General features: G+C 61.4%; 18 protein-coding genes and 4 pseudogenes. 11 read left to right on the plus strand and 11 right to left on the minus strand.

The features are described 5' to 3' along the window. Positions 1-71 precede the first annotated feature (71 nt). Positions 72-1,151: an SDR family oxidoreductase gene (locus BM019_RS11325; protein WP_092418284.1), complete on the minus strand. Its 1,080-nt coding sequence runs from the start codon at positions 1,149-1,151 to the stop codon at positions 72-74. A 74-nt stretch (positions 1,152-1,225) separates the two neighbouring features. Here BM019_RS11325 and BM019_RS11330 point away from each other — a divergent pair, with 74 nt between their 5' ends. Continuing rightward, positions 1,226-1,615 carry a MerR family transcriptional regulator gene (locus BM019_RS11330; protein WP_062825576.1) on the plus strand — a complete coding sequence of 130 codons (390 nt, stop codon included), beginning with the start codon at positions 1,226-1,228 and terminating at the stop codon, positions 1,613-1,615. A 126-nt stretch (positions 1,616-1,741) separates the two neighbouring features. Here BM019_RS11330 and BM019_RS11335 read toward each other — a convergent pair. Beyond that, positions 1,742-1,960 (minus strand): annotated as a pseudogene (locus BM019_RS11335) (transposase domain-containing protein); the annotation flags it as partial. Between the two features lie 224 nt (positions 1,961-2,184). Here BM019_RS11335 and BM019_RS11340 point away from each other — a divergent pair. Continuing rightward, a complete protein-coding gene (locus tag BM019_RS11340; RefSeq protein WP_092418285.1) occupies positions 2,185-4,896 on the plus strand; it encodes an AAA domain-containing protein in 2,712 nt (903 codons plus the stop codon). A 101-nt stretch (positions 4,897-4,997) separates the two neighbouring features. Here the strand turns inward: BM019_RS11340 and BM019_RS11345 are convergent, their stop codons facing one another. Next, a complete protein-coding gene (locus tag BM019_RS11345) occupies positions 4,998-5,693 on the minus strand; it encodes a tRNA (adenine(22)-N(1))-methyltransferase TrmK (protein WP_092418577.1) in 696 nt (231 codons plus the stop codon). Positions 5,694-6,085: 392 nt separating this feature from the next. Between BM019_RS11345 and BM019_RS11350 the strand changes: the two genes are divergently transcribed. Both BM019_RS11350 and BM019_RS11360 read left to right on the plus strand, forming a co-directional pair. After that, entirely contained in the window at positions 6,086-7,129 is a 1,044-nt protein-coding gene (locus BM019_RS11350; protein ID WP_092418286.1) for an alpha/beta fold hydrolase, read from the plus strand. Positions 7,130-7,529: 400 nt separating this feature from the next. After that, positions 7,530-7,748, plus strand: coding sequence for a hypothetical protein (locus BM019_RS11360; protein WP_092418288.1), 219 nt, complete (start codon positions 7,530-7,532; stop codon positions 7,746-7,748). Positions 7,749-7,807: 59 nt separating this feature from the next. Here BM019_RS11360 and BM019_RS11365 read toward each other — a convergent pair whose 3' ends face one another. The 4 genes and pseudogenes from BM019_RS11365 to BM019_RS11380 form a co-directional block, all read right to left on the minus strand. Further along, the gene (locus BM019_RS11365; protein WP_009043488.1) at positions 7,808-8,260 is read right to left on the minus strand and encodes a hypothetical protein; all 453 of its coding nucleotides are present in this window, start codon (positions 8,258-8,260) and stop codon (positions 7,808-7,810) included. A gap of 168 nt (positions 8,261-8,428) precedes the next feature. Next, a complete protein-coding gene (locus BM019_RS11370) occupies positions 8,429-8,890 on the minus strand; it encodes an NUDIX hydrolase (protein WP_092418289.1) in 462 nt (153 codons plus the stop codon). Between the two features lie 36 nt (positions 8,891-8,926). Then, positions 8,927-9,064 (minus strand): annotated as a pseudogene (locus BM019_RS11375) (AsnC family transcriptional regulator); the annotation flags it as partial. Between the two features lie 170 nt (positions 9,065-9,234). Beyond that, positions 9,235-9,579, minus strand: coding sequence for a cupin domain-containing protein (locus BM019_RS11380; RefSeq protein ID WP_037004663.1), 345 nt, complete (start codon positions 9,577-9,579; stop codon positions 9,235-9,237). A gap of 242 nt (positions 9,580-9,821) precedes the next feature. Here BM019_RS11380 and BM019_RS11385 point away from each other — a divergent pair, with 242 nt between their 5' ends. Continuing rightward, entirely contained in the window at positions 9,822-10,358 is a 537-nt protein-coding gene (locus BM019_RS11385; protein WP_092418290.1) for a P-loop NTPase family protein, read from the plus strand. Positions 10,359-10,554: 196 nt separating this feature from the next. Here BM019_RS11385 and BM019_RS11390 read toward each other — a convergent pair whose 3' ends face one another. Beyond that, entirely contained in the window at positions 10,555-11,067 is a 513-nt protein-coding gene (locus tag BM019_RS11390) for a hypothetical protein (protein WP_139217368.1), read from the minus strand. Positions 11,068-11,242: 175 nt separating this feature from the next. On the opposite strand from BM019_RS11390, the gene BM019_RS11395 reads away from it, so the two are divergent. From BM019_RS11395 to BM019_RS11410, 4 genes are all read left to right on the plus strand, one after another. Next, a complete protein-coding gene (locus tag BM019_RS11395) occupies positions 11,243-11,644 on the plus strand; it encodes a GFA family protein (protein ID WP_092418292.1) in 402 nt (133 codons plus the stop codon). 154 nt (positions 11,645-11,798) lie between these two features. Then, positions 11,799-12,098, plus strand: a complete 300-nt coding sequence (locus BM019_RS11400; RefSeq protein ID WP_092418293.1) for a DUF4189 domain-containing protein — start codon at positions 11,799-11,801, stop codon at positions 12,096-12,098. A gap of 108 nt (positions 12,099-12,206) precedes the next feature. Next, complete coding sequence (locus BM019_RS11405; protein ID WP_092418294.1) at positions 12,207-13,280, plus strand: NAD(P)/FAD-dependent oxidoreductase; 1,074 nt, start codon at positions 12,207-12,209, stop codon at positions 13,278-13,280. Positions 13,281-13,285: 5 nt separating this feature from the next. After that, positions 13,286-13,975, plus strand: coding sequence for a phytanoyl-CoA dioxygenase family protein (locus BM019_RS11410; RefSeq protein ID WP_092418295.1), 690 nt, complete (start codon positions 13,286-13,288; stop codon positions 13,973-13,975). A gap of 5 nt (positions 13,976-13,980) precedes the next feature. Here the strand turns inward: BM019_RS11410 and BM019_RS11415 are convergent. Beyond that, a pseudogene (locus BM019_RS11415) lies at positions 13,981-14,091 on the minus strand (tautomerase family protein); the annotation flags it as partial. A gap of 243 nt (positions 14,092-14,334) precedes the next feature. Here BM019_RS11415 and BM019_RS11420 point away from each other — a divergent pair. Together BM019_RS11420 and BM019_RS11425 are read left to right on the plus strand one after the other, a co-directional pair. Beyond that, a pseudogene (locus BM019_RS11420) lies at positions 14,335-15,396 on the plus strand (aromatic ring-hydroxylating dioxygenase subunit alpha). A gap of 69 nt (positions 15,397-15,465) precedes the next feature. Continuing rightward, positions 15,466-16,416, plus strand: coding sequence for a PDR/VanB family oxidoreductase (locus BM019_RS11425; protein ID WP_092418296.1), 951 nt, complete (start codon positions 15,466-15,468; stop codon positions 16,414-16,416). Positions 16,417-16,422: 6 nt separating this feature from the next. Here the strand turns inward: BM019_RS11425 and BM019_RS11430 are convergent, their stop codons facing one another. Both BM019_RS11430 and BM019_RS11440 read right to left on the minus strand, forming a co-directional pair. Beyond that, positions 16,423-17,136, minus strand: a complete 714-nt coding sequence (locus BM019_RS11430; RefSeq protein WP_007932043.1) for a GntR family transcriptional regulator — start codon at positions 17,134-17,136, stop codon at positions 16,423-16,425. A 664-nt stretch (positions 17,137-17,800) separates the two neighbouring features. Next, a complete protein-coding gene (locus BM019_RS11440; RefSeq protein ID WP_092418298.1) occupies positions 17,801-19,054 on the minus strand; it encodes an OprD family porin in 1,254 nt (417 codons plus the stop codon). Positions 19,055-19,063 lie beyond the last annotated feature (9 nt).

A 19,063-nucleotide genomic window follows, 5' to 3' on the forward strand; every position in this document is an offset into this window, starting at 1 on the left:
TCCCACCAACACTTACCTTAGGAAAGTCCATTTAATCGGGACTAACGACTTTGTCGCCCCCAAGGAAGAAGTCAGAGGGCCTGGCCCTTGGCTAGGCAATATGAGTTGACGAACGTCGCAGTGTGCTGCAAGGACTGGCGTATATCCGGTTTGGCTATTCCATGCCTGTTGGCAAATTGCTCGGCCGCGACCGTATCAAAACGCGTGGTCTGGATAAAGTCCAAGGCTTCGGGTTTTGTGTTCAAAAACCGCGCGACGGGAGGAATACTCAGTAGCCACTTCAGCAAGCGGAGTGGAATGTAATGCTTGGGAGACTTTAAGCCCAGAGGTTGTGCCGCCTGTACCAGGAGTTCTCGCAAGTTGGGAGTCTGATTATCAAGCGCCAGCAGTTCCTGGCCCACCATGGCAGGATCGAAAGCACACACCGCCACCAGCTCAACCAGGTAATCCACGGTGACCAGTGGCAGCCAGTGCTCGGCGGTGCCGGGCACTGCCGTCAGCTTTCCCTGCACAAGGTTGCGTATCAGCGCCACCAGCGGCTGACCGTCAAGGATATGCCCCGTGCGGCTGTGGCCACAGACTGTCGCAGGGTGGACAACAGTAATCTCCCCGCCCTTGGCGGACATGACCTCCAGGGTCGCAAAATGCGCCTCCAGCTTGCTCCCCTCGTAACCACCGACCTGTCGGTAGACGGCAGGCCAATTCGTCAGCTGCGGATAACGAGGATCAATTCCGATGCGTTGCAGATGTTCATGATTTTTCAGCATGTAGCCGCCGATCATCACTAACCGGCTTTTTTGCTCAGCCGCCAACAGCGCCACGCGCTTTGCCCCTTCCACATTCACCGCACGAGACTGCTCCACTGAAAGCCCCCAGGCGAAGTGGGCGCCCAGGTGGAATATGACTCTGGCGTGCCTTAGCACTTCTCGGTCAGCAAGACTCAGCCCGAGGTTGTCCCGTTCCAGATCTCCAGCTACGGCAAATACCCGGGTTGCGCACCCTCCCAAATTATCGACTTGCTCGCGCAGTGCAGCCAGTCGCTCCGGGCGACGCATCAACACCCGAACTGTGTGACCTTTGGCACTCAGGTACGCCACCAGATGTTGACCGATGAAGCCGGTACCCCCGGTGACAAAACACTCCACGCTCATTTCCCTGTTCCTTGTTTAAGGTGAGAAATCGAGCGTAAACTATCGACCCAACTCTATGGTCAAGCGGTGTTTTCATGAAGATCGGCGAACTCGAAGCCCGCAGCGGCGCCAGCCGCCATACGCTGCGTTACTACGAGCAAATCGGCCTGATCTCACCGCTGCGGCAAACTAACAACTATCGCGTTTACACAATGCAAACTCTGCAGGACCTGGACTTTATCCAGCGCGCGCAAAGCATGGGGTTTTCCCTGGGGGAGATAGGCGAGATTCTGGATGCGCAGCGGAACAAGCTGATCGATTGTGCTGACGGCGCCAAGCTAATTGAAAAGAAGATGGCAGAAATCAAACAGAAAATCGCCAACTTCCAAAGCATCTATCGGTATCTGGATGAAGAGCGTGCAACCCTCGAAGCCAGTGCTGCCAAGCAACTTGAGCTTCAGCAGCTGAACAACGCTTCCAACTGAACGGTCAGCCTCTGGGAAACGGAAGTTGCAGCCTGCTTCCAGTTTCAAGCCCATCGCTTACGCATTTTCTAAAACCTTGTGGCCAGGCCCTAGACAGTAAGCGTGCGCCCAAAAGACCTTGCGTGGTTAAACGGGCGCCCATCTATGCGCCAGCAACTCGATAATCTCACTCGGCCGCTGCATCGACAGTCGCGTGAGCACGCCCTTTAAATACGCATACGGATCATGGCCGTTAAGCCGTGCCGACGGGTTCAAACTCATAATCGCAGCCGCGCGTTTGCCGCTGCGCAAGGAGCCCGCGAATAGCCAGTTCGAACGCCCGAAAGCCCATGGCCGGATTTGACTTCCACATCAGTGAATTGCTCCGGGTTTGCTAGACACATGATGGCTGCTTTGGGTCGATAGCTGCCGTTTGCGATGGGCTGCTCTCGGCCGGAAGCACGGAAGATGACTAAACGCATGAACCGGCTATCGACCCTGCACGCAATGATGGCAAGATGACTCCTCTTGGAGAAAGTAGCATTCGGCGCGAGGCGAAGCCGGATGTCATGCGCATAGGGATAAGGAATATGGCTTCGATTCAGGTGGATGGTGAGGACAAGACCGCAAAGATCAGCGACTGGGCGATTCGCTGGAGCGACAAGTACGAAGCCCTGGAACTGACCTGTCACTTCCCCTCCAAGAAAAAATACACCCGCCCGCTCAGTAACTGCCAAGTTCTACCCACCCGCGAGCTGACCAATGTATTGCTGCACAAGCCCGGCAGCACGATCTTCACGCCCATTGCCAAAGCTACGATTTATGGCGAGCGATATGCCGTCGTGCACTACCAGAGCGCCGAAAAACCCTACGTCTACAAGATGGACGGTATCGGCTTTACCGCCCCGACATCGATGAAGGAAACACCGGTCTTCCGCTATTTCACTAGCGTGGCGAATGCCCGACAGGATCACGCTGAGTCGAAGACTGATCGTGAAATTGCCGACAATGTGGTGCGCCAACTCGGAAAACTGCCCGCCATCGCTGGCACTGCCTTGCAAGCCTATTGTACGGGGCGCAACGGCACGCTGGCGCCGGGTCAGGGGCTCATCTATCCGTTCGGGCTTAACGAGAGTCAGCTTCAGGCGGTCGAGCGGGCGTTCAGCGCGCAAATCAGCGTGATCGAAGGCCCGCCAGGGACCGGCAAGACCCAGACGATCCTCAACATCCTCGCCAATATTCTGTTACGTGGGCAGACGGTAGCGGTGCTGTCCAACAACAATGCTGCCGTGGAAAACGTCTACGAAAAGCTGGAGAAATACGGCCTGGGCCACTTGGTCGCCAAGCTTGGCAACCAGGACAAACGTGAGGCCTTCTTCGCCGACCTGCCTGCGTGGCCATCAAGCGCGCCCGAGCCGGCACCGTCCCTAGATGAGATCCAGGCCTTGCTGACCCGCTTGAAGCAGCACCTGCAAGACCACAACAGGGCGGCACAACTGCAAATCGAGCTGGACGAGCTGGTCATCGAGCGGCGCTACCTGCAGCAGTGGCAGGCAGAAAGCGATGTGCAGGCCACAGGCTCGCTCGACAAGTACGGCCTGACACCGCGCAAGACTGCGGACCTCATGGCCTACCTGGCTTACCTCGGCGAGCAGCGCATTCATCTCAAAGACCGCATCGAGCTACTGTTCAAATTCAGAATCTTTCGCACCAAGCCATTCGCCGAGGGCGAGGCGCGCTTGGCCGTTTTCCATGCACTGCAGATGCATTACTACGACAAGTCGCTACGGGACAAGGAAGCGGAGCTGCGGGCGTGCCGTGAATCGTTGGCACGCGCGAATTTCACGGCCCTGCTGAAAGAACTGACAACAGCATCGATGCACCATCTGAAGCAGCACCTGCAACTTCAGGTACCGCCGTCGGACAGCTTCAATGCCAAAACTTACCGCAATCATTTCGATGCCTTCGTGCAGCGTTTCCCTATCCTGGGAAGCGGCACGCACTCCATCGTCAATTCGATCGCCCCCGGCGCGATCCTCGACTACGTGATCATCGACGAAGCCTCTCTACAGGATATCGTGCCGGGCATCCTGCCTCTGGGCTGCGCGAAGAACCTGATCGTCGTTGGCGACAACCGCCAGTTGGCACACATCCCCGTGAAGCTGGGACTGCAGGCGCCCACCGAGGCCTACGATTGCGAACGCTACAGCCTACTCGATTCGTGCATCAGCGTGTTCCAGGCCGCGCTGCCCAGAACCCTGCTGAAAGAACATTACCGCTGCCACCCCAGGATCATCCAGTTCTGCAACCAGCAGTTCTACGACAACGCACTGGTGCCTATGACCGAGGACAAGGGCGAAGCCCCCCTGCGCCTGGTGGTGACAGCCAAGGGCAACCACGCCAGGAAGAACACCAACCTTCGGGAATTGGACTCCCTGCTGAAGGTGCTTGAGGACGAGGGGCAGCCCGTCGGAATGGACGGCGAAGGCCGCGGTTACATCGCCCCGTTCCGAGCGCAAGTCAACCTTTCCAACACGCACTTGCCGACGGATTTCGTCAAGGACACCGTGCACAAGTTTCAGGGGCGCGAATGCGACGAGATCGTCTTCTCCACCGTGCTGGACAAGAAGCGCTACAACCAGGCGCGAACACGCCTGGATTTCGTCGACGACCCACGCATGATCAACGTGGCAGTTTCGCGGGCCAAACATCGCTTCACCCTGGTGACCGGCGACGAGGTGTTCACTGACAACAATGGTCACATCGCCGCGCTGATCCGCTACATCAGCTATTACGCGCAGGACGAGCAGATCGTACGCGCGCCGGTGGTGTCGGCATTCGACTTGCTGTACCGCGAGTACGACCAGTCTCTGGCACGCTTGGACGCCCGCCTGCGGCCCGAGGATTCACGCTACAAGTCCGAGCAGATCGTGGCACAGTTGCTGCGCGAAGCGCTGTCAGCCCCGGCGTGCCAGGCATTGAAGTACCACACACAGATCCAGCTGGATAAGCTTGCATCGCCGGGTAGCCTCGACTGGACGGAGCCCCAGCGGGCGTTCATGAGGCGCGCCAGTTGTGATTTCGTGATCTATTTCAAAGTGGGCAAGAAACCGATAGGGGTGATCGAGGTCGATGGCGGGTACCACGACCGACCCGTGCAGGCAGCTCGGGACGCCATGAAAAATGAGATTTTGGCTAGAAGTGGCATTCCTATTCTGCGGCTGAGGACAGTTGAGAGTGACATTGAGCGGAGAGTTGGCGACTTTATCGGGCAGTGGGCTAGTCCTACGCATGGCGCATAAGCACTGGGTCAGAGGGCGTCAGTCGCTGATGGTAGCAATCGACTGTGGATTCAACCGGTCGATGCAACAGATTGACTCAAAGCGCCCACCCAGGACCGCGCTCAAGCCAGCAACTCGCTGATCCACCGGGCCTGCCGGGCGATGTCCTGGAGCTTCTCCTCGGGCACGGCCTGCCGCGCCCGGGCGAAGTGGGCCAGGGTCTTGTGTTTCAGGCGCAGCATGCGTTGCCATTTAGCCAGGAAGGCCGGGCTGCGGGCCTGCAGTTGGAGCGGGCCGAAGTACAGTTCCTCGGCGGTGTAGCTCACGGACCCGGCGCGCTCGGCGACGATGATTTCGTAGAAAAAGCGGTTTTCCCGCAGCACTTCCTCGTCGAGGATGCGGTAGCCATGCTCCATCAGCCATTGGCGCAGGGGCTGCTCGCCGCCGTTGGGCTGCAGGATCAGGCGTTCCTGGCCATTCAGGCGCGCCTTGCCGCTGTCGAGGATGTCGCGGATGGTCTCGCCGCCCATGCCGCAAAGGCTGATTGCCGTGATTCCGTCGCCCGGCTCGATCGCCGCCAGGCCGTTGGCCAGGCGCACGCTGATGCCCGACTCTAGGGCGTTTTCGCGCACGCTGCGTTGGGCCGCGTGGAACGGCGTCACCGCCACCTCGCCGGCCACCGCCGCGGCGATAAGGCCCCGGCGCAGCAACGCCACCGGCAGGTAGCCGTGGTCCGAGCCGATATCGGCCAGGCGCGCACCCGCTGGCACATGCGCCGCCACGCGCTCCAGGCGCATGGACAATGTCTGTTGGTTCAACTGCCGCCCCTTTTCACCACGAACCTCCGGCGCCTTTGGCCGGATCGGGGCGCGATTCTGTCGGGCAATGCCGTGCATTTCAAATTTATGCGACCAGGCCCCTGGTTTCGCCCCGCCCCGTCGCTCGCGTATCGACGCCAAGGCAAGCCGGGGCAAAAGCCACTTTTGCCTCGAGCTTTGCGCAGCCCGGGAGGCGGGAATGGAACGCCCCAGCCCTTCTGCCCATCCCCTATGTATCGCAGTGTATCTACATCACCTCCCGCTACATAAGCTTGCATCCGCCCCGGGATTCGGACACAGGCCAGATACGTCGCGGCCGTCAAATGCAACCCAGGTTGAAGGGGATCGGCCAGATCCTCACCCCCGGCTTGCAATCCAATGGAGAGATCAGCATGAAGATGACACTGCGCAATCACACAATCGGCGCGTCGGTCCTGGCCCTCACCCTGTTCGGCATCCTCGGCACGGCCCAGGCGCAGACGAACACGGCGGCGCAAGCCGACGCGGGCAGCGCCGGCACCACTTATGCCGCCCCCTCGCCTTTCGGCCCGTTGAAGCATGTCAACGCCGGGCTGCTGGACGTGGCATACGCCGAAACCGGCCCGACCGATGGCCCGGTGGTGATTCTGCTGCACGGCTGGCCGTACGACATTCACAGCTTTGATGAGGTCGCGCCCTTGCTGGCCGCCAAGGGTTATCGGGTGCTGATGCCCTATGCCCGCGGCTATGGCGATACCCGTTTCCTGTCGGCGAAAACCCTGCGCAATGGCCAACCGGCCGCGCTGGCCAGTGACGTCATCGACTTCATGGATGCGCTGAAGATCAAGCAAGCAGTGCTTGGCGGTTATGACTGGGGCGCGCGTTCGGCGGATATCGTCTCGGCGCTGTGGCCGGAGCGGGTCAAGGCGCTGGTGTCGGTCAGTGGCTACCTGATCGGCAACCAGGCGGCCGGCCAGAATCCGCTGCCGCCCAAGGCGGAATTGCAGTGGTGGTACCAGTTCTATTTCGCCACCGATCGCGGTCGCGCCGGCTATGAGAAAAACACTCACGACTTCGCCAAGCTGATCTGGCAACTGGCCTCGCCGCAATGGACGTTCGACGACGCCACCTTCGAGCGCAGCGCCAAGGCCCTGGACAACCCCGATCACGTCGACATCACGGTGTTCAACTACCGCTGGCGCCTGGGGCTGGTTCAAGGCGAAAGCCGCTACGCCGCCCTGGAGCAGAAACTGGCCACGGCCCCAACCATCAGCGTGCCGACCATCACCCTCGAAGGCGATGCCAACGGCGCGCCGCACCCGAACCCCGCGGATTACGCCAAGCGCTTCACCGGCAAATACCAGTTCCGCCTGATCAGCGGCGGCATCGGCCACAACCTGCCGCAGGAAGACCCGCGGGCGTTCGCCCAGGCGGTGATCGATGCGGATCGTCTTTGACCAGGGTTCTGCTGCCAGCCCCCGCCATGAAGGGGCTGGCGTTTTGCTCTAGGCTACAGAATGCTGGACACCCTCTTGACCCACATGCCACAGCAAGGAGCGCTGCTCATGTCCGCTTTCCAGAACGCACAGACGATCGATGGTTTCACCATGAAACTGTGGCGCGGCGAACGCATGTGCCTGATCGGTTTCGATGTCGAGAGTCCTCCCGCGGACCTCGTGGGCTTTGCCATCGAATGCAGGTTCCCCCGGCACCGACGCGTTCAAGCCCCTGCTCAACCGCATCGCCTTTGCCTACGACGAGCCACCCACAGCGCGGTCGATGGCCAGCTGGTTCTAGACCCGGGGGGAAGAAAAAAACGGCGATCACCTGATCCTGATCGAGGACCAGAGAATCGCCGTGGTCTATGCCATCCAGGCCCTGCTGATATTCGATCACCTGCACTTTCGCAGCGTGATGCAAAAAGCCTTCACCAGCGCCGATGAGACCCAGGGGAGACAGCCACCGCCACTGGTGCTGAAAAAACCCACGACGATCTCGGGCCAACCCGCCTGGTTCGAGGCGTACTACGTCGCAGGCTCGCAGAAACAGGGCGACCGGCAGTTGTTCTCTCACTAAGGGCGCGAACTGTCGAAAGGCGCCAGGAAGGCCTCATGCCCTGCTGGCGCCTGTGCGGGTCAGACCGAGAAGATCATGCAGCCGATCGCGCCAGACTCATGGTAAATAGCCCGCGCATTGTGCTCTGTTGCGAATCCCCGCAAAGAGTGTTTTGCCACGTCGCTATAGGCCAGGGCAACCACCCAGCGTGCCTCGACGGGCCTAGTGTATTTGGCGATTTTCTCGATGTCCTTGCGGGTTTCCGCCAGCAGTTTGTTGCCGGCGTTGGTGGCGCTCTCGACTTTCACTTCGATGGCATATCTCTCGACACCCTGGCTGGCCAGTACATCCAGGTGCAGGGTGTCGTTCGGCGATGGGTAAGGCACTTCGCGAGCGACCCCCAGGTGGGCTGCGCGCAGCAGCATCAGAAACTCGACCTGGAACCAGACTTCCCAGGCCGCGCCGGTACTGATGGCAGCTTCGATGCGCGAGTGGTCACTGAGGATGATGTGGCTGAGTTCGGTGTTTTTCATCGGGCGTTCCCTCTAATGGTTGGTAGAGAGAGGAACGAGCCGACGGCGCCGTTGTGAATGTCGAGGGCGAATCTGGATCGACGGCATAAGCCGCCAGCCGGAAAATCCCGACTGCGCGGGAGATTGGCAGCCCCGCATCAAGCCAGGATCAGCTCGCGGAAAAAAACGCTACAAGGACGGCTCGAATACCCCCGCCTCTTCCAGCATCTCCACCAACGCTTCCGGCCAGACGATGGCCTCGGTGGCTCGCAGATCATCGGCGGACCACCAATGATGATCGGCCATCACCTGGGCCTCGGCCGAGGTCCAGCCTGCACGAGAAAGCGGCTGGTCTGGCGCGTGCACCACAAAATACTGCTCGACAGAGGTCACCCACTCGCCACAGGGCAGTTGCATGGGGAACCGGCGACTGGCCACCGGCTCTCCCACCGCGCAGACCTGAATACCGGTTTCCTCATGCAGTTCACGAATCGCCGCGACCTGGAAGGTTTCGTCCCCTTCAAGCCCGCCACCGGGCGTGGCCCAATAGTCATCCCCCGCCAGCGCCCCTTCCTTGTGCAGGAACCGGAACAGCAGGACCTTTCGCGAAGGGTTGATGACCAGCAATCTTGCCGATTTTCGTTCACGCATCGGTATCTCCCTGAAGTGTTGTTTTGTCGACGTGCCTCACAGCGGCAGCGAGCGGACCTGAATCAGCCGCTTCATCACCGGGGTCGAGGTCAGGCGCTGGACGTTGGGCAGTTTGGACAGGCGGTCATCATAAAGCAGCTGGAAGGCCGGCAGGTCACGGGTGATGAGGTGCAGCCTCGGGCAAAGGCCAGACCCGCGGCCTGGCACCGGGCCGAAGGAGCGGGAAATCCTGATGCGCCTGCTGGCCGAGGGCGACCCGACCAATGGCGCGGCGGGTGCGGGGGAATGATGGGCGTTGGGCGAACCGCACGGCGGGCTCGCCCGTATCGATGTTCGGCCCGGGCTCACTCTTGGCGGATAATATCGACCGAGATCTCCCGCGCCGGAATCGGCCCTTTGTTCTCAAGCCAGTGCGTGGTGTCCCGATCCTCGGGCCAGCCCACTCCCGGACCATAGTCCGTGTCGCCGCCCTCGCGATGGTCAGTGATGGTGCCTTCCAGTATGTAGACGACGCCAGGCCGGTCTTTATGGTTGTGGATCGGCCCGAATACGCCTCCAGGCTCGATGGTCACCAGGCGCATTCTGAGTTGGCGCCCGGCCATGCCCTCGATTTCGGGACCCAGGTCAATGGTTGCCAGTACCTGCACTGCAACCCCTTTGGTTTCCGGTGCCACCTGTTCATTGCTCATGCTGCTCTCCTCCCTGTACCTACAGGGCTTCACTAGCAGTAGACACCCCGAAAAGGCGAGCGCTGCCGACAGGCGACAAAGGGTCGGAAGCAGGCGTTCAGGATCGACATCCTGCTCTCGGCTTCAGGCCCCACACTGGCAACACACATTCCATTCCCGGCGCAGTCGGCCCCGCTATCCGCCTTTAACTGGCGATGCAAAACCTGCACAATCGCCGGCTTTTTTCGCGACAGGAAGCACCCATGCAACGGATTGTAATTCTGGGTAATGCCGGGAGCGGCAAATCCACCCTCGCCCGTGCCCTCGGCAAGCGCCGGAATCTGCCTGTGGTCCACCTGGACACGCTGTTCTGGGAGCCCGGTTGGGTCGAACCCGACGCCGAGCAGTTCCGCGAACGGGTCCGCGCAGCGGTCGCACCGGCAGCCTGGGTGTGTGAAGGCAACTATGCCCGGCGGACCTTCGACCTTCGCCTGCCCCGTGCCGACCTGATCATCTGGCTCGATACGCCACGGCTCACCTGTTTCACCCGGGTGATCATACGCAGCGTCATGAACCGTCCCCGGCCTGACCTTGCCGCAGGCTGCACGGAAAAGCTCGATCGGGCGTTCCTGACCTTCCTGAACTTCGTGTGGACTTTCGATCGCGGCTACCGCCCAGGGATCGAAGCGGTGCGCCTGGCCATAGGCCCGCAGATTCCTACCCTGCACCTGCGCGGTGCCCGGCAGATTGCCGCGTTCCTCGATAGCTTGCCGGCGACGCCTGAAGCCTGCCTTGAATGAATGCAGGGTCGCCTTCCCGGCACAACGTCCGCTTTGGGCTGGGGATTCAACCCAAAGCGAAAGTAGCGGTATCCCGATAGCAGACGTTGAGAAAGGCTGTCGACTCGACAGTGGCAAACGCGTCCGTACCTGTGCCGGACGCTCTGTTTTCGCTAGACATTGAAGGCGGTGATTCCGCCTTTTTCAGGCGAGCCGCCTAGAGGGGCCAGTGTGTTCGTAGCCTGGCTAGCTCTTGCGCTAATGCACACAACTCTTTATTGAACGCGGCCAACTCCGTAAGGCTGTATTCAAAACATTGTTGCGCGCCGGAGGGAAGTCCAATGACATTGACGATCTTGTGACGGTGTGCCTCGACGCCCCACCGACCGTGGACCATATTGTTACGCCGCTCCCGAGCGGCATGCACATGCTTAATCCAGTGTTCATAGTCAGCACGGTGTTTGGAGCCGGCCGGTAACTTCTCCGCGACTCGGGTCGATAGCGTTTTGAGTTTCGTATAGATGCTCTGCCCTTTGATCAAATTCGATAAGGTTTTCAATTTTGTGCCGTTATCCAACGACGCCAAACAGAGCCCTAAATTCAGATCGATGTTCGAGAACGCGAAGAGCATCTGTCCGAGCAACGATGCTGCCTCAGCTTGCATTGCCTCCTGACGTGCCATCAGTTGTCCAGCCGTTTCGAGCGGATCAGGCGTTGAATTAGGTTCCATGGCTTTCTCCTATTCGTAGACTGGGTAATTCAGAGTTCAGCACATCATTCCGTAGGTCTGCTCCTGGCCGACAGCCAACGCTAACAAGCAGCGGTAATCCACCAATAACAGCGGTTCGACATCCCCAGAACTGACTGCTTAAATGGGCGCCCTTTCGTTCAAGGTGCGCCCTTAAATGACCGACACCTCCCAGGGCAGCTGCCTGTGCGGCGCCGTCAAATACCAGCTCTTATCCCGCCCCAAGGCGCTTTCCCACTGCCATTGCAGCCAGTGCCGTAAAAGCCATGGGGCGGCATTCGCCAGCTATGGCAGTGTGTTGCGCAGCGATCTGCGCATCGTTCAGGGGGGCGGGAGCCTCCAGTCCTATCGATCCTCCGAATCGGTGTTGCGCCAGTTTTGCGGCCAGTGCGGTTCGTCACTGTTCTGGTCCAGGGACCAGGGTGAATACGCCGACTGGATCTCGATCGCCCTGGGCACTCTGGATACGCCCTTCACCGCGGATAAACAGAAACACATTCAGGTGGCGTTCAAGGCTTCGTGGTACGAAATCCAGGACAATTGGCCGCAAGAACCATGACTGCAATAAGGCAAACACGAATGGCAACCGACGCAAGGCACACCCAAACGCATCCACTCCGCCAGACGGCTCCAGGACCAGGCGCGATACCCTCTAAGCTGAATAGAGCAGCACTGCGAACACGCCTCTACCGTCTTGATACAGGGGAACCGGAATGACCAGAACAGCCGTACGCCACTACTCGTCATGGATCCTGTTTTCCCTGCTCGCCATCAACCTGGCGCTGATCGCGGGATGTTCAAGCAAAGCCGCCAAGTATCGTTATTCGACCGCCAGCATCGGCTCGAACTGTTACGCCAAAGCGCTGCCCACTTCCGGCGAGGGCGGCCTGGCCTGGGGCTCCACCCTGAGCATGGCGCGCCAGAAATCCCTGAATAACTGCATCCGTTATGCCGGCCGCTCCGGCGGCACGCCCGGCACCTGCAAAGTGGTGTTGGCGGAGTGCAAAAAATAGCCGTGCGAAAGAAATGACAGAGAGCCTGCGAAGCAGGCCGCTCGGTTCTCAGGGCATTCGTTTATCTGGATGCCCTACCCTCATCAGGTCGACAACATGGAGGTTGATATGGGGAACGCGGCAAACAAACGCGTCGTGGTCATTGGCGCGGGCATAGTGGGCGCGTCCCTGGCGTATCACCTGGCGGGCAGAGGCGCGAAGGTCATTCTGGTGGAGGCCGAAGACATAGCGTCTGGAGTAACGGGACGCTCATTCGCGTGGATCAACACCTCCCACGACGGGCCCGACTCCATCGCGTCATTGCGCGGTGCGGCGATCCAGGAGTACCGCCGGCTCGAAACCGAGCTGCCTGGCCTGAAAGTGCGCTGGAGCGGTGCCCTGTCTTACGGCACAAACCCGAGTGAAGCGCTGCACGCCTCGGGTCACCCGCCTTCAGCAACCCAGCTGTCGCGCTCACAGATCCTCGACCTTGAGCCAAACCTCAAGCATCCCCCGCAGCAGGCCATGTACGCCGTCGAAGAAGGCGCGCTGGACGCCGTGCAAGCAACCCAGGCGTTGATCGCCGGTGCCCAGGCTCATGGCGCGCAGGTGCTCACCCAGACGCGGGTGCTCGGCTTTACCACCCAGGGTGCGCGGGTGACGGGCGTCGAAACCGCAAGGGACCGTATCGAGGCCGACGTTGTCGTGCTGGCCGCCGGGACGGGCATCAAGCAGCTGACCGAGCTGCTGAACCTGCCCCTGCCAATAGCGGCCTCCCCAGCCATATTGATCCGCTACGCCTCACCACCCGAGCTCGTGCGCACCCTTATCTCCAGCCCGGAAATGGAAGTGCGGCAAGGCCCGGACGGCACGCTGCTGGCGGCGGAGGACTACCTGGACGACGCGCTGGAAAACCAGCCAGCCGCGATAGCGCTACGCACCGCCCAGGCCATCCGGAACGAACTCCACGGGGTTGCGTCCATCGAGCTGGAATCGGCCTGTGTCGGGCTCAGGCCCATGCCGGTCGATGGCACGCCCATCGTCGGCTATCTGCCCGATATCGGCGGCGTGTATGTGTGTGCGATGCACCCTGGCGTCACGCTGGCGGCGATAGCCGGCCGTCTGGCCAGCGAGGAAATTATCGACGGCCAGGACTTTCCTGCCCTTGCTCCCTGCCGTCCCGAGCGATTCTTCCAGGCGTAGGGACCATGACCGACCGCGAGCAACTCCATCGACAGGGTTACGTGCTGCTGCGCCAAGCGATCCCTGCCGAGTGGCTGGGTGAGCTGCGTGCCGTGTTCGACGCAGGCGTGATGCCGTCGAACCAATGGCCTGTGCCCCGTGGCATGGACTGGCGCCATTCGCTGCTGGACGCGGATTCGACGGTTCAGGCGGTGTGTCGCCTGCCGCAGGTGCTGGCGGTGGTGGGCGAGTTGATCGGGGAGCGCTTCTTCCTCTCCCAGGTGGAAGGTCGCGAGCCCCTTGCCGGGGGTGGTCAGCAACAGCTGCACCGCGACCTGTCGGCCCAGCGGCCAGGCGACATAGCCAACGCCCTGGCTTTTTTCGACGACTATGGCCCCGAGAACGGTGCCACCCGTATCGTCCCCGGCAGCCATCGCCCCGGGCCGGGAGAGCCGCCACTCGACTTCACCGACGAGTCGCGGTCCGTGCAGCTTTCAGGCTCCGCCGGGGACATCCTGGTGTTCGATGTCGATCTGCTGCACGCGGGCAGCCTGAACCCGAGCGGCGCACGCCGCCGCTCGCTCCTGATCAGCTATTTTTCCGAGCCCCTCTATGCCTCGCACCTGGAAACCCTGGGTTTGCGCAATATCCGGATGGACACCACCGAGCGCTTCGATCCGTTGGATTCGGATAGGACTGATACCAGAAACGCATAGGTAGGCTAATTGCCCCGCCCACCGCCAAACGACCATTCCTCTGCCTCAGTGGTGGTAATCACCACCATCACATCCTCGGCATCGATGCCTGGCGCCCGGCCCAGTCGCTCGACTAGAGCCTCTTCCCGCTCGCCAGCTCGAGTCGACATCCCTCCTTCATCGCTGGCGTTTTTTCTGTCATTGGGAAGTGTTTAACAACACTTATCAATGGATCCATTAAAAACGAAGGCAACAGCTATCAGTCCGATAATCGCCCATAAATCAGCCTTAAACATGGACTTTGTCGTTGACACTCAAACACCGCAGCCTCTCTAATGGATCCATTAAATAAAAACAATCACTCCCCAGGAGAGCCTTCCATGTACCCCAAGAACACTTGGTACGTTGCCTGCACCCCCGATGAAATCGCCGACAAGCCCCTGGGCCGGCAGATCTGTGGGGAGAAGATGGTGTTTTACCGTGGCCTGGAGGGCCGGGTCGCGGCGGTCGAGGACTTCTGCCCCCATCGCGGCGCACCGCTGTCGTTGGGGTATGTGGAAAACGGCAACCTGGTGTGCGGTTATCACGGGCTGGTGATGGGCTGCGATGGCAAGACCGTGGCAATGCCCGGGCAACGGGTGCGCGGCTTCCCCTGCAACAAGACCTTTGCCGTGGTCGAGCGCTACGGCTTTATCTGGGTCTGGCCCGGCGACTAGGCGCTGGCCGACCCGGCACAGATCCATCATCTGGAATGGGCGGTCAGCGATGAGTGGGCCTACGGCGGCGGGCTGTTCCATATAGCCTGCGACTACCGGCTGATGATCGACAACCTGATGGACCTGACCCACGAAACCTACGTCCACGCCTCCAGCATCGGCCAGAAGGAAATCGACGAGGCGCCGCCGACTACCACGGTCGAGGGTGATGAAGTGGTCACCGCGCGGCATATGGAAAACATCATGGCCCCGCCGTTCTGGCGCATGGCCCTGCGCGGCAACGGCCTGGCCGACGACGTGCCGGTGGACCGCTGGCAGATCTGCCGCTTCACCCCGCCCAGCCATGTGCTGATCGAAGTCGGCGTGGCCCACGCCGGCCAGGGCGGCTACAACGCGCCGCCGCACTCCAAGGCGTCGAGCATAGTGGTCGACTTCATCACCCCGCAGAGCGACACCTCGATCTGGTACTTCTGGGGCATGGCGCGCAACTTCAACCCACGGGACGAGGCGCTGACCGCGAGCATTCGCGAGGGCCAGGGCAAGATTTTCAGCGAAGACCTGGAGATGCTCGAACGCCAGCAACAGAACCTGCTGGCCCACCCCACGCGCAACCTGCTCAAGCTGAATATCGACGCCGGCGGCGTGCAGTCGCGGCGGGTTCTGGAGCGCTTGATCGCCCAGGAACACGCCGGCGAAGCGCAGCTGATCGCCACGGCCACGGCCTGAGCCCTGCCCTTTACCCAACAAAAGAAACAGAAGTGACCGCCCCGGGCGGCAGCACTCGGAGAACCGACGATGATCGATGTGGTGGTGGTATCCCGTAACGACGAAGCCCAGGACATCTGCAGCTATGAGCTGGCCAGTGCCGATGAGCGCCCGTTGCCGGCCTTCAGCGCCGGTGCGCATATCGATGTGCACCTGCCCGGCGGCTTGATCCGCCAATACTCCCTGTGCAACCACCCCGAAGAACGCCATCGCTACCTGATCGGCGTGCTCAAGGACCCGGCCTCCCGCGGCGGCTCGCTGACCATGCACGAGCAGATCCATCCCGGCACGCGGCTGCACATCAGCGAGCCGCGCAATCTGTTTCCGTTGGCCCACGAAGCTCAACGCAGCCTGCTGTTCGCCGGCGGCATCGGCATCACCCCGATCCTGTGCATGGCCGAGCGCCTGGCTCACAGCGGCGCGGATTTCGAGCTGCATTATTGCGCCCGCTCCAGCGAGCGTGCGGCCTTTGTCCAGCGTCTATGTAACTCGTCTTTTGCCGATCGGGTGTTCCTGCATTTCGACCAGGAACCCGAGACGGCGCTGGACGCGGCCAAGGTCCTGGCCACGCCGCGCAACGATGTTCATGTCTATGTGTGCGGCCCCGGCGGTTTTATGCAGCACGTGCTGGACACGGCCAAGGCCGCGGGCTGGCGGGAGGACTGCCTGCACCGCGAGTACTTCGCCGCCGCCCCCGTCGATACCCGCGCCGACGGCAGTTTCTCGATCAAGGTCGCCAGCAGCGGCCAGGTCTTCGAGGTGCCGGCGGACAAGAGCGTGGTGCAGGTCCTGGAAAGCCATGGCATCGACATTGCCATGTCCTGCGAACAAGGGATTTGCGGCACCTGCCTGACCCGGGTGCTGGAGGGCGTGCCGGAACACCGCGACCTGTTCCTCACCGAGGACGAACAGGCGCGCAACGACCAGTTCACCCCCTGCTGTTCGCGCTCGAAAACACCGCTGCTGGTGCTGGATATCTGAAGGGCGTCAGGCGGGGCGGAGGATGACCTTCATCCGCTCGTCCGCCGCCGCGCTGCTGAAGATCTCGGCATAACGCAGGGTCGCGTTGGCATGCTCGCGCATGATCGCCTCGGCCCGCGCGCCCTGGCGATTGACCAGGGCATCGAACACCGAATGGTGCTGCATATGGGCGTAGTTGAAGCGCCGGTATTCGCGGGCCATGTCCTGGCGATCCACCGCCAGCGCGGTCACCGAGGCGAACGGCAGATGATCGTTGCGCGCCAGGGCATCGGCGATCGCCGGGTTGTGGCTGCCTTCGACAATCACCTGGTGAAAACGCATGTTGAGGTCGTGATAGACCTCCAGATCGTCCTCGGTCACATAGCCCTTAGCGAACAACTGGTCGCCCTGAGCCAGGCACAACTCCAGGGCCGCCCGCGCCGCCTCCGACAAGCCGCGCTCGGCGGTCTGGCGCGCCGCCAGCCCTTCGAGCACACCCCGCACCTCGACCGCGCCGGCGATGTCCTCGGCACTCACCGAACGCACCTGGAACCCCCGCCCGCCAAACCGCACCAGCAGGCCTTCCTGCTCCAGGGTACGGAACGCCATGCGCACCGGCATCCGCGACACCCCGAACAACTCCGCGGTCGGAATCTCCATCAGCCGTTCACCGGCCGCCAGCTCGCCCGAGGCGATCATCTTGCGCAACGCGACCAGCACCAATTGACCGGGCTTACTCATCCAGGCAACTTCCAGAAAACGTGGGCGGCCATAGTACCGCAAGCCTTGCGCCGGCGGCATGCGGATAGCGGCGTGGCGACAATGGCGACCTCACGAACACCATCGCGGACAAGCCTCGCTCCCACGCAAGACACACCTCCCTGTAGCCGCTGCCGCAGGCTGCGATAAGGCCGCAGGCCTTCAGCGATCTCCAGACCTTGCGCCCCCTTCGGGGTCGATCGCAGCCTCGCAGGCTCGGCAGCGGCTACAGGAAGCCCCCCCAGGCCGGCCGGCAGGCCGCCGTCTTGCTTTGCTCTGGCTTTGGCTTTTGATCTGAACGCCCCGTTAACCACGATGGCCGAACGCAGGCATTGAGCCGTGGGTAACCCGGCAGGGATGCCGGGTTAGCCGCCCCAGGCCATGGATGGCCTGTGGCGGCGGCCCACGGATCAATGCCTGCGTTCGGGCATGCCGAGCCTAGGCGAGGCACCGAGTGGTGGGGCAAAGCGTTTTGGTTACTTTGGCGCTCTTCCAAAGTGACCCGCCGTAAGGGCGGAACCCTAAGCAGCCATTACCGCAGAAATGGATATGTACACCGTCCAAAAAAATACAGAGCCAGAGCCGACGCCATCGCAAGCAATCGAGCATCGACCGACCGCTCCCGCCCGCGACAACGCCGCAACACTCAAAACGACAACGGATAACTCACAATCACCCGAGTCTGATCAAAATCACTGTTGAAACTGCGCCGGTTAGTGGCGTTATTCACCCGCACACTAAGGTTCTTCAAACTCCCACTCTGAAAGGTATACCCCACCTCCGTATCCCGCTCCCATTCCTTGCCATTGCTCCCGACCTTGGTCGTCGCATTCTCGCCATGCCCATAGCGCACCATGGCCAACAACCCCGGCACGCCCATGGCGGCAAAGTTGTAGTCATAACGCACCTGCCAGGAACGCTCGTCGGCGTTGCTGAAGTTGCCGTTGAACATATCGTTGCCCAGGGTCCGGCCGCTGCTGCCGTACACCGACATCCACGGGCTGTCGCCACTGACCTTCTGCAAACCCAGGTACAGGGTATGGCCAGCGGTAGAGGCCGAGAGCAAGGCATAGGCGGTGCGGCTCCGGATCTCGCCGATGCGCGCCTGGCCGTCATCCTTGTCGATGAAGTAACCGAGGTTCGCCCCCAGCACCCAGTCGCCCACCGGCTGCTTGTGCAGCAGGTTGAAGTAGCTCTGCTGGTAGATGTCTTCCAGTTGCGCATGCCAGGCGCCGATCAAGGTGCGCTGCTGGTTGAAACGGTACTCGGCGCCGGCATAGGTGAAGCCATCGGAGGTCACCCCGGGCGCGGCCCAGGCCGAGAGGTCCTGCATGTCCGAGGAATTGCGCAGGCTCACCGAACGGTACTGCCCGGCCTGCAACCCCAGCCCAGCGATTTCCCGCGAATCGAGCATCGCCCCACGGAAGGTCTGCGGCAGCAGCCGGCCATCGTCGTAGCGCAGCAGCGGGATGTCCGGCAGCAACTCGCCAACCTTCAGTTCAGTGGCGGAAATGCGCATTTTCGCCGCCACGCCGGCGCGGCCGTAGTTGTCCGCCGCGCGCCCGTCGTCATGCACCGGCAGCAGCTCCGAACCACTGGTGCCGCGCCCGCTGTCGAGCTTGACGCCGAACATGACAATGCCGTCCAGGCCGAACCCGACGACGCCCGGGGTGTAGCCGGAATTGAACTTGAGGACAAAACCCTGGGCCCATTCCTCGACCCTGCTCTTGGCCGCCCCCGGGTCGCGAAAATCCCGATTGAAGTAATAATTGCGCAGCACCAAATCGGTCTTGGCATCTTCGAAAAAGCCACCGTCTTCGGCCCAGGCCGGCAGGCCCGTGCCCAGTGCCAGTGAAGCCGCGGCCAGCGAGCGCGCGAGGATGCAGTGAGGGGTGTTCATTATTATTGT

It is taken from the genome of Pseudomonas sp. NFPP07, assembly GCF_900115645.1.
Classification (GTDB): Bacteria; Pseudomonadota; Gammaproteobacteria; order Pseudomonadales; family Pseudomonadaceae; genus Aquipseudomonas; species Aquipseudomonas chlororaphis.

What these genes read in the sequence shown, in the direction of transcription:
- BM019_RS11325 (WP_092418284.1), bottom strand. Translation starts at nt 1,151, where the DNA reads ATGAGCGTGGAGTGTTTTGTCACCGGGGGTACCGGCTTCATCGGTCAA.
- BM019_RS11330 (WP_062825576.1), top strand. Translation starts at nt 1,226, where the DNA reads ATGAAGATCGGCGAACTCGAAGCCCGCAGCGGCGCCAGCCGCCATACG.
- BM019_RS11340 (WP_092418285.1), top strand. Translation starts at nt 2,185, where the DNA reads ATGGCTTCGATTCAGGTGGATGGTGAGGACAAGACCGCAAAGATCAGC.
- BM019_RS11350 (WP_092418286.1), top strand. Translation starts at nt 6,086, where the DNA reads ATGAAGATGACACTGCGCAATCACACAATCGGCGCGTCGGTCCTGGCC.
- BM019_RS11365 (WP_009043488.1), bottom strand. Translation starts at nt 8,260, where the DNA reads ATGAAAAACACCGAACTCAGCCACATCATCCTCAGTGACCACTCGCGC.
- BM019_RS11370 (WP_092418289.1), bottom strand. Translation starts at nt 8,890, where the DNA reads ATGCGTGAACGAAAATCGGCAAGATTGCTGGTCATCAACCCTTCGCGA.
- BM019_RS11380 (WP_037004663.1), bottom strand. Translation starts at nt 9,579, where the DNA reads ATGAGCAATGAACAGGTGGCACCGGAAACCAAAGGGGTTGCAGTGCAG.
- BM019_RS11385 (WP_092418290.1), top strand. Translation starts at nt 9,822, where the DNA reads ATGCAACGGATTGTAATTCTGGGTAATGCCGGGAGCGGCAAATCCACC.
- BM019_RS11390 (WP_139217368.1), bottom strand. Translation starts at nt 11,067, where the DNA reads ATGGAACCTAATTCAACGCCTGATCCGCTCGAAACGGCTGGACAACTG.
- BM019_RS11395 (WP_092418292.1), top strand. Translation starts at nt 11,243, where the DNA reads ATGACCGACACCTCCCAGGGCAGCTGCCTGTGCGGCGCCGTCAAATAC.
- BM019_RS11400 (WP_092418293.1), top strand. Translation starts at nt 11,799, where the DNA reads ATGACCAGAACAGCCGTACGCCACTACTCGTCATGGATCCTGTTTTCC.
- BM019_RS11405 (WP_092418294.1), top strand. Translation starts at nt 12,207, where the DNA reads ATGGGGAACGCGGCAAACAAACGCGTCGTGGTCATTGGCGCGGGCATA.
- BM019_RS11410 (WP_092418295.1), top strand. Translation starts at nt 13,286, where the DNA reads ATGACCGACCGCGAGCAACTCCATCGACAGGGTTACGTGCTGCTGCGC.
- BM019_RS11425 (WP_092418296.1), top strand. Translation starts at nt 15,466, where the DNA reads ATGATCGATGTGGTGGTGGTATCCCGTAACGACGAAGCCCAGGACATC.
- BM019_RS11430 (WP_007932043.1), bottom strand. Translation starts at nt 17,136, where the DNA reads ATGAGTAAGCCCGGTCAATTGGTGCTGGTCGCGTTGCGCAAGATGATC.
- BM019_RS11440 (WP_092418298.1), bottom strand. Translation starts at nt 19,054, where the DNA reads ATGAACACCCCTCACTGCATCCTCGCGCGCTCGCTGGCCGCGGCTTCA.